Origin of the sequence: Enterobacter sp. EC_50, from assembly GCF_019584525.1 — a bacterium.
Classification (GTDB): Bacteria; Pseudomonadota; Gammaproteobacteria; order Enterobacterales; family Enterobacteriaceae; genus Enterobacter; species Enterobacter roggenkampii.
Genome location: NZ_VDAF01000015.1, coordinates 98,553 through 114,434, shown reverse-complemented (window position 1 = coordinate 114,434; position 15,882 = coordinate 98,553). Strand labels below are relative to the sequence as shown.

General features: G+C 55.5%; 13 protein-coding genes. 6 read left to right on the top strand and 7 right to left on the bottom strand.

Features of this window, described 5'->3' with window-relative positions:
• Positions 1–2 precede the first annotated feature (2 nt).
• From FHC48_RS14165 to zupT, 3 genes are all read right to left on the bottom strand, one after another.
• The gene (locus FHC48_RS14165; protein ID WP_059364773.1) at positions 3–2,441 is read right to left on the bottom strand and encodes a fimbria/pilus outer membrane usher protein; all 2,439 of its coding nucleotides are present in this window, start codon (positions 2,439–2,441) and stop codon (positions 3–5) included.
• A gap of 78 nt (positions 2,442–2,519) precedes the next feature.
• Complete coding sequence (locus FHC48_RS14160; RefSeq protein ID WP_021242311.1) at positions 2,520–3,080, bottom strand: fimbrial protein; 561 nt, start codon at positions 3,078–3,080, stop codon at positions 2,520–2,522.
• Positions 3,081–3,412: 332 nt separating this feature from the next.
• A complete protein-coding gene (gene zupT, locus FHC48_RS14155; protein ID WP_008502969.1) occupies positions 3,413–4,186 on the bottom strand; it encodes a zinc transporter ZupT in 774 nt (257 codons plus the stop codon).
• Between the two features lie 196 nt (positions 4,187–4,382).
• Between zupT and ygiD the strand changes: the two genes are divergently transcribed.
• Complete coding sequence (gene ygiD, locus FHC48_RS14150; protein WP_059364770.1) at positions 4,383–5,171, top strand: 4,5-DOPA dioxygenase extradiol; 789 nt, start codon at positions 4,383–4,385, stop codon at positions 5,169–5,171.
• Positions 5,172–5,250: 79 nt separating this feature from the next.
• Here ygiD and FHC48_RS14145 read toward each other — a convergent pair whose 3' ends face one another.
• The 3 genes from FHC48_RS14145 to tolC all read right to left on the bottom strand — a co-directional run bounded on the left by FHC48_RS14145 (position 5,251) and on the right by tolC (position 8,752).
• Complete coding sequence (locus FHC48_RS14145) at positions 5,251–6,411, bottom strand: glutathionylspermidine synthase family protein (RefSeq protein ID WP_021242309.1); 1,161 nt, start codon at positions 6,409–6,411, stop codon at positions 5,251–5,253.
• Between the two features lie 2 nt (positions 6,412–6,413).
• On the bottom strand, positions 6,414–7,079 hold the full coding sequence (locus FHC48_RS14140; RefSeq protein WP_008502972.1) for a DUF1190 family protein: 666 nt from the start codon (positions 7,077–7,079) through the stop codon (positions 6,414–6,416).
• Between the two features lie 194 nt (positions 7,080–7,273).
• Positions 7,274–8,752: an outer membrane channel protein TolC gene (gene tolC / locus FHC48_RS14135; protein WP_008502973.1), complete on the bottom strand. Its 1,479-nt coding sequence runs from the start codon at positions 8,750–8,752 to the stop codon at positions 7,274–7,276.
• A 204-nt stretch (positions 8,753–8,956) separates the two neighbouring features.
• On the opposite strand from tolC, the gene nudF reads away from it, so the two are divergent.
• From nudF to parE, 5 genes are read left to right on the top strand one after another with little or no spacing between them, the layout of a single operon-like run.
• Complete coding sequence (gene nudF / locus FHC48_RS14130) at positions 8,957–9,589, top strand: ADP-ribose diphosphatase (protein WP_008502974.1); 633 nt, start codon at positions 8,957–8,959, stop codon at positions 9,587–9,589.
• Positions 9,586–10,008, top strand: a complete 423-nt coding sequence (locus FHC48_RS14125; RefSeq protein ID WP_003862516.1) for a DUF1249 family protein — start codon at positions 9,586–9,588, stop codon at positions 10,006–10,008. Before nudF ends, FHC48_RS14125 begins: the two co-directional genes overlap by 4 nt.
• 27 nt (positions 10,009–10,035) lie before the next feature.
• The gene (gene cpdA / locus FHC48_RS14120; protein WP_008502975.1) at positions 10,036–10,863 is read left to right on the top strand and encodes a 3',5'-cyclic-AMP phosphodiesterase; all 828 of its coding nucleotides are present in this window, start codon (positions 10,036–10,038) and stop codon (positions 10,861–10,863) included.
• Positions 10,863–11,444 (top strand): esterase YqiA, encoded by a 582-nt coding sequence (gene yqiA / locus FHC48_RS14115; RefSeq protein WP_032675509.1) that lies wholly within the window; start codon positions 10,863–10,865, stop codon positions 11,442–11,444. The genes cpdA and yqiA overlap by 1 nt, the downstream gene beginning before the upstream one ends.
• Positions 11,445–11,472: 28 nt before the next feature.
• On the top strand, positions 11,473–13,365 hold the full coding sequence (gene parE, locus FHC48_RS14110; RefSeq protein WP_008502977.1) for a DNA topoisomerase IV subunit B: 1,893 nt from the start codon (positions 11,473–11,475) through the stop codon (positions 13,363–13,365).
• Positions 13,366–13,448: 83 nt separating this feature from the next.
• On the opposite strand, the gene FHC48_RS14105 is transcribed toward parE, so the two are convergent.
• On the bottom strand, positions 13,449–15,590 hold the full coding sequence (locus FHC48_RS14105) for a TonB-dependent siderophore receptor (RefSeq protein ID WP_039265452.1): 2,142 nt from the start codon (positions 15,588–15,590) through the stop codon (positions 13,449–13,451).
• Between the last annotated feature and the right edge of the window lie 292 nt (positions 15,591–15,882).

Here is a 15,882-nt window from a genome sequence, read left to right as displayed (position 1 = left end):
TCTTACTGACATGGCAGTATCAACTGCATACTGTTTTCAAGGTGTGAAGGTAACGTGAAGCGACACTGCTGATTGTCTCCCCACGTCACGCGAAACTGTTGTTGTGGCTCTACGGCGCCGAGCCAGACGTGGCCGTCATCGGCGACCATGGCAATCTGCCGATCGTCTTCAAGCTGGCGAACAACGGCGCCCAGCGGCGGTATGCCAGAGGCAGTTCGTAAGATGCCTGCGATATCATTGCCTGCACGCGTCGCGATCTGACGGTACCCGATGGCACCTTCCGTCCAGGTTGAGGTGACGACGCGGGTGTCAACGTCTACGCCATCGGGCAGGTTGTTCATATTGACCTGCACGCTGGAAGGCGAATAGCTGGAGATGGACGGTAAAACGCCAATCCCGAAGCGATTGGTTTCATCCCGCGACATGTTCAGCGGGATGTTGCCTACGCCATCGGTACTGACCATCACGCGCGGCTCGTTACCGTAGCTGCGGCGGTGCAGCGCAGCGCCTTTAGCCGTCGAGGTGAATGAACCGGTCCAACTGGCACTCAGGGAATTGTATTCGTTAGCCTTAACGCTCCCGGAGAGATTCAGGTCGCCATAAGGAGAATAATGTTGATAGTTGCCGCTCACCTGCGCGCCGGCATCTGACTTCTCGCTTTCGGTACCTGCCGAAACGCCCCAGGTGTTGTTGCGGTCTGATGTGTCATACCACGATACGTTCTGGCTCAGACTCTCGCTGTTGCGCAGGTCGTAATTCAGACGATGATCGGGATCGAGCGGTACGCTCAGTGAGAGATAGAACTGCGTATCGTCGTCTTCGTCTTCATAGTGGGTTTTACTCCACGACACGGTGACGCCCAGATTTTTCCAGCGACCGATATCAAAGTTATAGCCTGCGGTCACGCTGCCCGTCGTGGAGGAGGAATCGTTCCACCAGGTTTGACGCAGCATGTTCACATAGAGGTTGAGCGATAGCGCCGAAATGTACTGGCTTGCCGTCACGCTGAGCGTCTGTTTTTCTGACTGCCGATCGTTATTGTCATCATCCAGAAAACGGGCGTAGCTGAGAAACTGCGGATCGGAATAGCGATAACTGGCGAGCGTAAGCTGGCTGCCGGTGGTATCGAAACGCTTACTGTAGTTGAAACGGTAACTGTAACCTGTCTGGCTATTCTGATTGGGCAACTGGCTGGTCGCCTGCGTCACGTCAAAAGAGAGCGCGCCCAGGTACTCCATGTTTTGACCTATTCCGGCGGCAACGGACCGGTAGCGATGGCCATCGGCGAGCGTACCGCCGTAGAGGGAGGTTTGTGACAGCATCCCCCAGGAGAATTCGCCGCTCATAAACGCGTTATCTTCAACGTCATGCGAGGCGTCTTTGCGTGCTTTTCCTGCCGCCAGCTTATAGCGAACCTGACCTTTGCGGGTTAAAAAAGGCACCGATTCCGCAGAAACCTGGAAGGTGCTTACGCGCCCATCCTCTTCTGCCACTTTGACGTCCAGCGTACCCTGTACAGACTGGTTTAGATCCTGAATAACAAACGGCCCTGGCGGAACGTTGCTTTGGTAAATGACACGGTCAGCCAGGCTAACCGTTACCGTGGCGTTAGTTTGCGCGAGGCCGGTAATTTGTGGCGCGTAGCCGCGCAGCGACCATGGCAGCATGCGCTCATCGCTAATCAGGGAGGCACCGGTATAGGTGAAGGCATCAAAAATAGCGGACTGGAAATCCGTTTCACCCAGTGTGAGTTTGGCTCCGAGCGAGGGGAGAGGACGGAACATATAGAGGCGTGAAAAGCGCCCGTCATTCTCTGAACCTGCGTCGGTATGGGTTTGAGTATACTGATAATCACTGCGCAGTCGCCACGCGCCCATATTCGCGCCGGCAGTGCCATAAGTGTTGACGTTATCCGTGCTGCTGCCATCGTTCGGCTGGTAATGACTGGCAAAAAGATTGTAATCCAGTAGTACGCCCGGCACGCCGTTGTCCCAGGTTGAAGGGGGCATCCAGTCTGCGGCACGGTACTGTAACCAGGCCTGAGGTATCGTGACCTTCAGCGTCTGGCTGGATTGCTCAAAATTAAATTTAATATCCGGTTTTGATGCAAAGTCGACGCACCCGTCTTTTTCCGCCAATGCGCTACGGATATTGTCCTGCAGAGCAAATGTATCGGCCAGTTCAGGTGGAATACAGACTTGTACGCTCTTGTCTATCTCCTGCCAGCGGAGCTGCCAGCCATTTGCCAGCGGGATATCATTAATCGAAACGGTAACAAAATAGTCGCCTGGTGTGATCGATATTTGATCTTTAAAAAGAGATAAATCAACGCTGCCACGCTGATCTTTATCGATGGCATTGATGTTAAATTCGGTGGCGGAGGCAAGTTCCACCATAAACAGGGACGTCATAATAATTATGCATTGTAATTTATATGTCATCGCCCTGTTACTCAAATAAATACATTCAACGCCGGCTGACATTAAATGCCAGCCGGTTTAATTTGAAACATGGCGTAGTTATTTATACGCCAGAATATAGTTGGCTGTAGCTTCCACCTGGCCAGCAGTCGCCGTTTTACCCGTTACCACTTCCATTAATGCTTTGAAGTGCAGCGTTTGAGTCGTTGAGCCTGCCAGCAGAGCAACCTCATTAGCAGCACCCAGCGTGATGTTGGCTTCGGCGTTATTCAGAAGACGAACGCCCACGTTCTGTGCACCACTTGCATAGGTATTGGTCATCAGACTGGTGTCGGTCGCATCTGTCGCTGAGCTGGTAAACGTGACATCGACTTTGGTCACTGGTGTGTCAGTCTCGTCGGCCGGATCGTCAAGCTGGCAGTTTTCCAGATTGATATCAACCGGAACTGCGGAAGACTTCTTGTTGGCATTGATCACGGCTGTGGTCACTTCACCGAGATCGACTTCTTTATCAACGCTGTCTGGTGCAATGCTGCAAGGCGCATCAATAACAACGCCTTTGAATTTGATTTTTCCCGACCCCTGCTCGGCAGCAAAGGCGGAACCCGATACTGCGGCAGCGATAGTTACAGCTAATAAAATTTTTTTACCCATATACATGAAAATATCCTTTTTCAAACGAATTCATACTCTGAATATAAGTTTCAAAACGCAAATGGAGTATATGGGAGGACGAAGGGGAGATGCGATTACTGCATCTTAAAGCTATTTTAAGATTATATTAATATATAATTAATGTTGATTGTAAGCATCGGCTAACATTCATAATATATGCAGTAACTCAGATAATAGACTGATAAAATTTCATCATCCTATTTCTATAAGCTATATATTTTGCAAGGGCTTTGTTGGCAACAAAATAACGTATCATTTCTATCTATATCTTAACGTTTCGAAAGTCTGCCTCCGTATTATACGGAGGCAGACTAATCCTAACCGATACCTGCAGATTGCAATAACACCAGGCTTAAGCCCATGACCGACATTCCGCACAGCACGCCATAGCTGGGGTTGTTATTGGGATCGATCTCTTTCGCCAGCGGCATTAATTCATCGACGGAAAGCGCCACCATAATCCCGGCAACTGTGGCCATAATGGCGGCCATCACGACAGGGGAGACCAGGCTTCCGAGAATCAACCAGGCCAGGACACCGCCGAGGATTTCAGCCATCCCGGAAATTCCTGCCCAGAATACCGCGGTACGTTTCGAGCCCGTGGCGGCATACACCGGTCCGGCGACCGCCAGTCCTTCAGGAATATTGTGTAAGGCCACCGCCAGCGCGATGCCAAAGCCCATTTCCAGATTGCTGCTGGCCGTCACGTAGGTCGCGACCCCTTCCGGGAAGTTATGCAGGCTAATCCCCAGCGTGAGCAGAACCGCCGTTCGCTTAATATTCCGCGGCACAGGCGTTACGTTTTTCTGCATTAAATCCTGCGGATGCGCGTGGGGTAGCATCCGGTCGAGGGCAAAGTAACCCAGCAGGCCAACGACAAACATGCCGTAGCCCAGCAGGGGAGACATCCCGTCGGTGCCCAGCGCAGCAGGGAGCATCTCCATCAGGGAGATAAGCAGCATGATCCCGGCAGCAAAGCCCAGCGAGAAGGCCAGCACGCGGTTTGACGGCTTCTGACCAAGCACGCCGAGGATTGCGCCGATAAAGGTCGCGGCGCCCGCCAGTATGGTCAGGATCAGAGGGACTGACATGGATTGCTCCTTATGATAATGATTATCATTAATATAAATGATTCATTTCTGGCAAAGCGAGGGGCGACCCCCGGCTTTACACATTCCTTACATTCAAAATTCCTGATGATGATCTTCACGCTTATCAGCGTTCATCTTTGTCCGATTGCGCGTAATGTAGCACCATTAAATTGACACCTTCTGTAAGGATATCATCATGACTTCTTCCCGTATGCCAGCCCTGTTTTTAGGCCACGGCAGCCCAATGAACGTTCTGGAAGATAACGTCTATACCCGCGCATGGCGTCATCTGGGCGAGACGCTGCCGCGTCCAAAAGCGATTGTGGTGGTATCTGCGCACTGGTTCACCCGCGGCACGGGCGTGACCGCCATGGAAGCGCCAAAGACCATTCACGATTTTGGCGGCTTCCCGCAGGCGCTGTATGACACGCATTATCCGGCCCCCGGCTCGCCTGAGCTGGCACAAAGGCTGGTGGAACTGCTGGCGCCTGTTCCGGTTGCGCTGGATAAAGAAGCCTGGGGCTTTGACCATGGCTCATGGGGCGTGCTGATAAAAATGTATCCTGATGCGGATATCCCGATGGTGCAGCTGAGCATCGACAGCACCAAACCGGCGGTCTGGCATCTGGAGATGGGGCGCAAGCTGGCGACGCTTCGTGATGAAGGCATCATGCTGGTGGCAAGCGGCAACGTGGTGCACAACCTGCGCACGGCGCGCTGGCATGGCGAAAACACGCCATACCCGTGGGCGACCGCTTTTAACGACTACGTTAAAGCGAACCTGACCTGGCAAGGCCCGGCTGAGGCGCATCCGCTGGTGAACTATCTGGAGCACGAGGGCGGTTCGCTCTCTAACCCGACGCCGGAGCATTTCCTGCCGCTGCTGTACGTGCTTGGCGCATGGGACGGTCAGGAGCCGGTTACGATCCCGGTCGATGGAATAGAGATGGGAAGTCTGAGTATGCTATCGGTACAGGTAGGGTGAAAATATGCCCGGTGGCGCTACGCTTACCGGGCCTACAAAACCGTAGGCCGGGTCAGGCGAAGCCGCCACCCGGCAGATCTTACTCCACAAAAATATGCGGGTAGAACCGCGACAGATCCTGCGTGATCAGCGCGCGATCTTCGCGAATGCCAATTCCGGCAGGTTGATCGTTAATGAGCCAGCTGCCAATTAGCGTATAGCTGTCGCCAAATTTCGGCAGTTGATAGAACGCCTGGACGATCATCCCTTCCTCGCCGTAAGGCCCTTCAACCGCTTCCAGCGTTTTACCGTTTTCGATGATCGACACGTTCGCGCCTTCGCGGGAGAAGATCGGCTTAACGACGTATTTCTCCATCTGCGGGTAATCATCTTCCGCAAAGTACGCTGGCAGCAGGTTAGGGTGATTCGGGAACATCTCCCACAGCATCGGCAGCAGGGCCTTGTTGGAGATAATGCTCTTCCAGGCCGGTTCCAGCCAGCGCACGCCCGCATCTTCCAGCTTGGTGGAAAACATCTCGCGCAGCATGTACTCCCACGGGTAGAGCTTGAACAGGTTGCTGATGACCTGATCCTGCATGTCCGTAAACTGACCTTTTTCACCCAGGCCGATATCCTCGATATAGAGGAACTCGGTCGCCACTTCCGCTTCGGCGGCGCAGTCCTGCAGATACTGAACCGTGCCACGATCTTCTTCCGTGTCGCGGCAGCAGGCGAGATGCAGCAGGTTGAAGCCAAACTGCTCGCGCAGCTCGGCAAAGCGCTCGATCAGCTTCTCCTGCAGGCTGTTGAACTGGTCGCTGCCTTCCGGCAGGTTTCCGGCGTTCATCTGGTCTTCCAGCCAGATCCACTGGAAGAATGCCGCTTCATAGAGGGAGGTTGGCGTATCGGCGTTGTTTTCTAAAAGCTTCGGTTCACCCACGCCGTCCCACGCCAGATCCAGGCGAGAGTAAAGCGAAGGCTGATTCGTTTTCCACGACTGGCGGACAAAGCTCCAGGTGTGCTTTGGAATGCGGAACTTGGCCATCAGCTCGTCGCTGTCGATGACTTTTTCCACCACCTTGAGGCACATCTGGTGCAGCTCAGCCGTGACCTCTTCCAGCTTCTCAACCTGGGCCAGGGTGAGCTTGTAGTAAGCGTCTTCACACCAGTACGGCTCGCCGTACATGGTGTGGAAGTTAAAGCCGTACTCGGTGGCTTTTTCGCGCCAGTCCGGGCGCTCGGTAATACTGACTCGTTCCATGATCAGCCGCCCATTGAGCGAGTAGAGGTGCCTGATGCACTGCGCTGCATGCTGGTCTGTTTCGCCACAGACTCACCGAACCCGCCGCGGGTGATGGTGCTGGTGGTCGCAGGCTTCGGCGCCATCGCGGTTTTCGGTACGGTTACGGTGCGGCCCGGAGTCGCTGCGCCGTAGCCTTTACCGCTGGCATCGGTATATTGACCGTAAGCCGGGCTGGCCGGGTTTTTCGAGCTAAACAGCGGCTGCTGCTGGTAGCCCGCACCGCCGCCCATCAGACGGCCCATCATGTAGCCTGCCATCAGCGGCATCCAGAAGCTGCCGCTGGACTGCGCCTGTGCCTGATTTTCAGGTGCCGTGCCTGCCTGAGCCGGTGCCTGCTGGCACTGACCTTCACCAAATTCCGCTACGCAGTCTTCGCGTGAGGCATATTTCGGCGCGGTGCGTTCCGCTTCTTTCAGCGCGTTGGTGTAGGCCGTTTTACATTCGGCCGCTTTACCGGTGGCGGCAGAGCAGTCGTCTGCGTTTTGATACAGCGAAACCGTTTCATCGTTTTTCTCACAGCCTGCCAGCATAAAGACAGCGGTAACCGCCAGCGCAACAGGGGTGAGGTGACGTGCATTCCAGCTCTTGCGGAACGACGCGTGATTGATCGTTTTTGTCCGTTTCATGTTTGTCTTCCAGGACCCAGTGGTAATAACGCTCAGGATAGAGGATGAGTGGTTGAAAATGAAGCGAAGAGGGGCGGAATCAGGGGGATCTTTACGTTGGCTTACGTTCGAGGGGGATTTTGCGCCGGGTGGCGCTGCGCTTACCCGGCCTACGATTCAGTAGGCCCGATAAGCGAAGCGCCATCGGGCAATGCTCAGTTACGGAACGGATTGTTGCCCTTGCTGGCAGGCGCTGTGGTGCGCGCGGCAGCAGGCTGTGCAGCAGGGGTAGTGCCGTTAGCGTTGAAGTTATCAACCGCGGCAACCTGCTCCGGGTTCTCCGGTGCAACGCTGTCCGGTGAGGTAGAGACCGGCTTGCCCAGTGCGCTGTTCAGCATCTGCAGGTCTTGCTCGTTCAGCGTACCCAGAGCCTGCTTAATGTTCAGCTGGTTAATCAGGTACTGATAACGCGCGCTTGAGAGCTGCTGCTTCGCGTTGTACAGCGTGGTGGTCGCGTCGAGCACGTCAACGATAGTACGTGTACCGACCGAGTAACCCGCTTCCATCGCGTCCAGGGAGCTCTGTGCAGACACAACGGCCTGTTTATAGGCGTTGATGCTGCTGATTGAGGCGTTCACGTTGTTGAAGGATGAACGTACGGTCTGCACCACGTTACGATGGGCGCTTTCCAGCTGCTCGCTCGCGCCAACAAAGTTGTACTGCGCCTGTTTCACCTGGGAGTTAACCTGACCGCCCTGATACAGCGGCAGGGAGAAGCTCAGGCCCACTTTGTTCTGACCCATATTGCTGTCGTCATACTGGGCAGAATTGGTTTTAGAGCCACTGTAGGTGGTGTCAGAAACGCCGGTAGAGGCGCTCAGGCTCAGGGTTGGCAGATGGCCGTCCTGCGCCTGACGAATTTGCTCGCGGGCCAGGTCCTGGCTCAGGCGCGCCTGCAGCAACGTCAGGTTGCGGTTTTCCGCCTCTTTCAGCAGGGCGTTAACGGCCTGCGGCTTATCCGTTTTGAAGCTGTCGACGTTCAGGGAGGCCAGCTCAGGATAGTAGTTCCCGGTGACCTGACGCAGGGATTCCAGCGCGTTGTCGAGGTTATTACGCGCGGTCACTTCGTTGGCCAGCACGGTGTCGTACTGTGAACGGGCGTTCTGCACGTCGGTGATCGCCACCAGACCCACGTTGAAGCGCTGGGTGGTTTGATCTAACTGACGGTAAATGGCCTGTTTCTGCGCTTCGGTGTAGGAGAGCGCGTCAATGGCGCTCAGCACGTTGAAGTACGCCGTAGCTGTGTTCAGGATCAGCGTCTGCTGGTCAGTCTGATAGGTCACATCCTGGATGCCCGCGCTTTTTTCCTGCAGGGTCAGGGCACGCCATTTGGACATATCAAACAGCGTCTGTGTTAATTGCAGTGAGGCACTGGTAGCATTGGAGTTTACGCCGTTAGCGTCGCGAAAACCGTTGCTGTAGGTATAATCTGCACCTAACCCTAACTGTGGCAGCAAGGGGCTACGCGCTTCGTTAATCTTTTCAAACGCAGCATCACGATCGGCCGCTGATTTACGTAAATCAGGGTTGCCCAGACGTGCCTGCTGGTAGACCTGTAACAGGTTTTCCGCCTGGCTCATTGCACTGAAGCCCGTCAGGCTCAGGCCGATAAGGATGGGGAGCAATTTCTTCATTTGCATTCCTTGTTGTGAAGCAGTATTAGCGCTGATCTAATTAAAAAATAATTGCCGATTCTAACAGAATCATCCACACCAAAAGGTTGGCGTTACGTGCCATCTGGCGGTAATTTGCACCAATCTATCATATAGCCTTACAAACGGCAGCCAAACAGCCTTGAAATTCACAATTTCATCACCATTGCTACCAGGACTCGACTCATGCAAAAACCAGAAAAGTTGCCCGTGACATTCGCCAAAAACGATGTAGAAATTATTGCACGAGAAACGCTTTATAGCGGTTTTTTTTCAATGGATCTTTACCGTTTCAGGCATCGCCTGTTTAACGGTGAAATGAGCGGCGAAATCAGACGCGAAATTTTTGAGCGCGGGCATGCGGCAGTCTTGCTACCCTTTGACCCAGTGCGTGACGAAGTCGTGCTGGTGGAGCAGATCCGCATCGCCGCTTATGACGTCAGTGAGAGCCCGTGGCTGCTGGAGATGGTGGCCGGGATGATCGAAGAAGGCGAGACGGTTGAAGACGTCGCCCGGCGCGAGGCGCTGGAAGAGGCGGGACTGGTGGTGGGCCGAACCAAACCGGTGTTGAGCTATCTGGCGAGTCCGGGTGGCACCAGCGAACGCTTATCCATTATGGTGGGCGAAGTGGACGCCACGACCGCAGAAGGCATTCACGGTCTGGCTGATGAAAACGAAGATATTCGGGTTCATGTGGTGAGCCGGGAACAGGCTTATCAGTGGGTAGAAGAGGGGAAAATCGACAACGCAGCGTCTGTCATCGCCCTGCAATGGCTGCAGCTGCATTATCAGACATTACGAAACGAGTGGAAAAAATGAAGCGCTATACGCCTGACTTCCCAGAAATGATGCGCCTGTGCGAAACGAATTTTGCACAATTGCGCCGCCTGCTGCCGAGAAACGACGCACCCGGCGAAACGGTAAGCTATCAGGTGAGCAACGCGCAGTATCGATTAACGATAACAGAATCAACGCGCTACACTACGCTGGTGGAGATTGAGCAAACGGCACCCAGTATTAGCTACTGGAGCCTGCCGTCGATGACGGTACGCCTCTATCACGACGCGATGGTCGCTGAAGTGTGTTCAAGCCAGCAGATCTTTCGCTTCAAGGCGCGGTATGATTACCCGAATAAAAAGTTGCATCAACGCGACGAAAAGCATCAAATTAACCAGTTTTTAGCCGACTGGCTAAGGTATTGTTTAGCACATGGAGCAATGGCGATTCCGGTTTGTTAGCGTCATAAACCTACCTAAGGACACCATTTGGAAAGCCTGTTGAACCTGACTGTTGCTGGTGGGGCGCCAGTCAGGATATTACAAATCACCGATACCCACCTTTTTGCCGAAAAGCATGAAACGCTGCTGGGGGTGAATACCTGGGAGAGTTATCAGGCGGTACTGAGCGCCATTCACGCTGAAAACCGTGCATGCGATCTGATTGTCGCAACGGGCGATCTGGCGCAGGACCAATCTTCCGCGGCCTACCAGCATTTTGCTGAAGGCATCGCGAGCTTTAGCGCGCCCTGCGTCTGGCTGCCGGGTAACCACGATTTTCAGCCCGCCATGTACAGTTCTCTCCAGGATGCGGGGATTTCTCCGGCGAAATGTGTTTTTGCGGGTGAACAGTGGCAGATCCTGCTGCTGGACAGCCAGGTGTTCGGCGTCCCGCACGGTGAGTTAAGCGAGTTTCAGCTCGACTGGCTGGAGACCAAACTGGCCGCTGAACCTGAACGTCACACGCTGCTGTTGCTTCATCATCATCCTCTGCCGGCGGGCTGCAGCTGGCTCGATCAGCACAGCCTGCGCAACTCCGCGGCGCTGGATCGCGTGCTGGCGAAGTTCCCGCGGGTGAAAAATCTGCTGTGTGGGCATATTCACCAGGAGCAGGATCTCGACTGGAACGGACGCCGCATGCTGGCAACGCCGTCGACCTGCGTTCAGTTTAAGCCGCACTGCGCCAACTTTACGCTGGATACCATCGCGCCAGGCTGGCGCTGGCTGGAACTGCATCCCGACGGCACGCTGACCACGGAAGTCTGCCGTTTGACCGGCGCACAGTTCCGCCCGGATACCGCTTCAGAAGGCTATTGATGTCTACGCTCCTTTATCTGCACGGATTTAACAGTTCGCCGCGCTCCGCAAAAGCGACACAGTTTCGCCAGTGGCTGAGCGCGCATCACCCTGACGTTGAGATGATTATCCCACAGCTGCCGCCTTACCCGGCAGAAGCCGCGGAAATGCTGGAATCCATCGTGCTTGCGCACGGCGGCGAAACCTTTGGTGTGGTCGGTTCATCGCTGGGGGGATATTACGCCACCTGGCTCTCGCAATGCTTTATGCTGCCCGCCGTGGTGGTTAATCCGGCGGTACGGCCATTTGAGCTGCTGCGGGACTTTCTTGGCGAAAACGAGAACCCCTACACCGGCCAGCAATATGTGCTAGAGTCACGCCATATTTACGATCTCAAAGTTATGCAGGTCGACCCGCTCGAGGCGCCGGATCTCATCTGGCTGCTGCAGCAGACGGGTGATGAAGTGCTGGATTACCGCCAGGCAGTGGCGTATTACGCCTCCTGCCGCCAGACTATAGAAGAGGGCGGAAACCATGCTTTCACGGGCTTTGAGAATCATTTCACCCAGATTGTCGATTTTCTTGGACTGCACAGCCACTGACAATCAATGCGAATTGCTAGTTTAAATCATGACGCAAACCTATAACGCTGATGCCATTGAGGTCCTCACCGGGCTTGAGCCGGTTCGCCGCCGCCCGGGGATGTACACCGATACGACGCGCCCAAACCATCTGGGCCAGGAAGTTATTGATAACAGTGTGGACGAAGCGCTGGCGGGCCATGCCAAACGCGTTGACGTCATCCTGCATGCCGATCAGTCGCTGGAAGTTATTGACGACGGGCGCGGCATGCCGGTGGATATCCACCCGGAAGAGGGCGTCCCGGCCGTTGAGCTGATCCTCTGTCGTCTGCATGCGGGCGGTAAGTTCTCCAACAAAAACTACCAGTTCTCCGGTGGCCTGCACGGCGTGGGGATTTCCGTCGTCAACGCCCTGTCCAAACGCGTGGAAGTGAACGTCCGTCGCGATGGTCAGGTCTACAACATCGCGTTTGAAAACGGCGAGAAGGTTCAGGATTTGCAGGTTGTCGGCACGTGCGGCAAACGCAACACCGGCACCAGCGTCCACTTCTGGCCTGACGAGAGTTTCTTCGACAGCCCGCGCTTTTCCGTATCCCGCCTGACGCACCTGCTGAAAGCCAAAGCGGTGCTGTGTCCGGGCGTGGAAATCACCTTTAAAGATCACGTTAACAATACCGAGCAGACCTGGTGCTACGCCGATGGCCTGAACGACTACCTGTGCGAAGCGGTAAACGGCCTGCCAACGCTGCCGGAAAAACCGTTCGTCGGCAACTTTAGCGGCGATACCGAAGCGGTGGACTGGGCGCTGCTGTGGCTGCCGGAAGGCGGCGAGCTGCTGACCGAAAGCTACGTTAACCTGATCCCCACTATGCTCGGCGGGACCCACGTCAACGGCTTGCGTCAGGGGCTGCTGGACGCGATGCGCGAATTCTGCGAATACCGTAATATCCTGCCGCGCGGCGTGAAGCTGTCGGCGGAAGATATCTGGGACCGCTGCGCCTACGTGCTCTCCGTGAAGATGCAGGATCCGCAGTTTGCCGGTCAGACCAAAGAACGTCTGTCGTCACGCCAGTGTGCGGCGTTCGTCTCCGGCGTGGTAAAAGATGCGTTTACCCTGTGGCTGAACCAGAACGTTCAGGCGGCAGAAATGCTGGCTGAAATGGCCATCTCCAGCGCCCAGCGTCGTCTGCGCGCCGCGAAGAAAGTGGTGCGTAAAAAGCTGACCAGCGGCCCAGCGCTGCCGGGCAAGCTGGCGGACTGTACCGCGCAGGATCTCAACCGCACCGAGCTGTTCCTCGTGGAAGGGGACTCGGCGGGCGGGTCGGCCAAGCAGGCGCGCGATCGTGAATACCAGGCGATCATGCCGCTCAAGGGTAAGATCCTGAACACCTGGGAAGTGTCTTCAGACGAAGTGCTGGCCTCGCAGGAAGTCCACGATATCTCGGTTGCGATCGGTATCGATCCGGACAGCGACGATCTGAGCCAGCTGCGCTACGGCAAGATCTGCATTCTCGCGGATGCGGACTCCGATGGTCTGCACATCGCCACGCTGCTGTGCGCGCTGTTTGTGAAGCACTTCCGCACGCTGGTGAAAAACGGTCACGTTTACGTGGCGCTGCCGCCGCTGTACCGTATCGACCTCGGCAAAGAGGTTTACTACGCGCTGACGGAAGAAGAGAAAGCGGGCGTGCTGGAACAGCTGAAGCGCAAGAAGGGCAAACCGAACGTGCAGCGCTTTAAAGGGCTGGGCGAGATGAACCCGATGCAGCTGCGCGAAACGACGCTGGATCCGAACACGCGCCGTCTGGTGCAGCTGACGATCAGCGATGAAGACGAACAGCAGACCAACGCCATGATGGATATGCTCCTTGCCAAGAAACGTTCGGAAGACCGTCGTAACTGGCTGCAGGAGAAAGGCGATATGGCGGATATTGAGGCTTGATGCCCTCACCCTAACCCTCTCCCGCAGGGAGAGGGAATGGATCGTAGGCCCGGTAAGCGCCAGCGCCACCGGGCTTTTTTACATCAAAACTCCATTTTCACCGTAAACTGCACTTCGCGAGGGTCGCCAATCTGGTTGCCCAGGTTGTTGGTCGCAATGGACGAAGTGTAGTAGGTCTTATCAAACAGGTTCTTCACGTTGACCTGCAGCGTCACCGGATACTGCAGCTTCATCTTATAGGCCGCAAAGGCATCCGCCACAAAATAGCCCGGCAGATAATAATCCGCGCCGTTGGTCGCTGAACGACGGCTCACGCCGTGTCCGCCGCCGCCCAGCGTCAGGGTATTCCCGGCAAACGCATTATGAATGTCGTACGTCAGGAACAGGGAGCCGGTGTGGCGCGGCACATTCGGCAGCGGTTTGCCCGCGTAGTCCGGGTCTTCAAGCACCTTCGCGTCGGTATAGCCGTAGCTGGCGATAATATTGGTGTTCTCGGTCAGTGACCCGGCAAGATCCACCTCCACGCCCTGGGATCGCACGCGGCCCGCCGTTTTGGCGATGGTTTCACCTCCCACGCTTTCGTTGTACAGCACGTTGCGTTTGTGGATATCAAACAGCGCGATATTGGCGGTAACGCCGTCGAACAGGTCGAACTTCGCGCCCACTTCGTAGGCGTTTGAGGTTTCCGGCGGCAGGTCGCCAATGTAACTTGCAATGGACGACTGCGGCATAAACGTCTGCGAGTAGTTGGCAAACAGCGAGACGGATGGCGTGAGCTTGTAAACCAGCCCCAGCTTTGGCGTCCACTGTTCGTCGCGGCTGTCGGTGTTGACGTTGAACGGACGACCTTTGCCCGCGTACTGGGTGTAATACTGATAGCGCATCCCGGCGACGGCGATCCACTTATCCGTCAGGTACAGGGCATCCTGCGCGTAGGCCGAATAACTCTCCTGCTTGAGCGTCTGGTCGCTGTCTGCGGCGGAGACGGTTGTACACTTGTTGAGTTTGCCGTAAACCGGATGGTAGATGTTGAAACCTTTGACGTTCTTACAGCGCATCATGTCCGTACGCAGCAAATCGTAATTCTCATACGACACGCCGGTCAGGATCTCATTGTAAAAGCCTGCAATATCGACATTCCCCTGCAGATCCGCGCGGGTGCTGTGCATGCGCTGGGTCGAGCCCTGGGTCGCATCCACGCGGCGGGTCAGGTTGCCGGTTTTTGCATCGTAGGCCATCACGCGGGCCTGGTTATCGCTGTATTTGTCCTGGCTGTAGCTGTAGTCGAACTTCGCGGTCCACTGGCTGTTAAGACGGTATTCCGCGTTCAGCTGCGCCAGATCGGACTGACCATCGGTCACGTTAAACGGCTCGTCAAAGCGGGTTTTGCGATCGACATCAACGGCCTTTTTGGTGTTGAGATCGAAGATCGTTCCGCGATCGAACGGCGTTTTATAGTCGCGATGCGAATAGAGCACGGTCACGGTGGCATCATCGCCGAACCAGGTGAGCGACGGGGCGATAAAGGTGCTGCGTTCGTTGCCAAAATTACGCCAGTAATCTTCGTCCTGATACTCACCCGTGAGGCGATACGCCAGACGCGTGCCGTCGATCGGGCCGGTCACATCGACCTGTCCGGTGCCGCCGCCAAAGCTGGAGGAGGTGGCGGACAGAGAACCACCGAAGGTTCTCTCCGGGCGTTTGGTGACGACGTTAATCAGGCCGCCCGGATCGAGAATGCCATACAGCGTTGAGGCCGGGCCTTTAAGCACCTCCACGCGCTCGGTGGCGGCGTTAAAGCTGCGCGGCAGGACGGTGCGCAGGCCGTTGGTCATGATCGAGCCGTCCCGGTTCGCGCCAAACCCGCGGCGCACGAAGGCATCCTGCGTACCGCCGAGGGTGTTGGTCTGGACCACGTTGCTGACGTTATAGAGCGCCTCATCCAGCGTGGTGGCGTGCTGATCCTCCAGCACTTTATCGCTGACGGTATTCACCACCTGCGGGATATCCAGCATCGGCATGTTGGTCAGCGTTGCGGTGGAGGTGTTCAGCGGCTGGTAGCCGTTGGTGGCTTCCGCCGGCGTATTTGGATCGGCAGTGACGGTAAGCGTTTCGCCGTCTTTAGCCGCGGTGGTGTCCGCCGCCTGGGCCAGCGGCGCCATAAACAGCAGTGAAAAGAGCGCGCGCCCTTTTACCCCAGAGAGTGAAGGTGTGAACGTAGCCATTACATCTGTTATCCCAAAATATCCGTGAATCACCTTCACGGAAGAATGTGTGAGTCATTGCCCTTTTATGCTCTGCTCGTTAGCCAGAACTGGCATCGAACATGTAATTGAGAATCATTCAATCATGCGGGAATGTAGTAGTAAATGAAAAATGATAAAAATCGGCTACATGTATGAAACGCAACGGGAAAGTACAAAGGTAATTAGTTATTTGATTGAAAAATAATGATTTATTAATTTTGTGGTCTGCACGGTAACGCTCCGTTACCCCTGGTTTTTTCAGGGTGTTTCT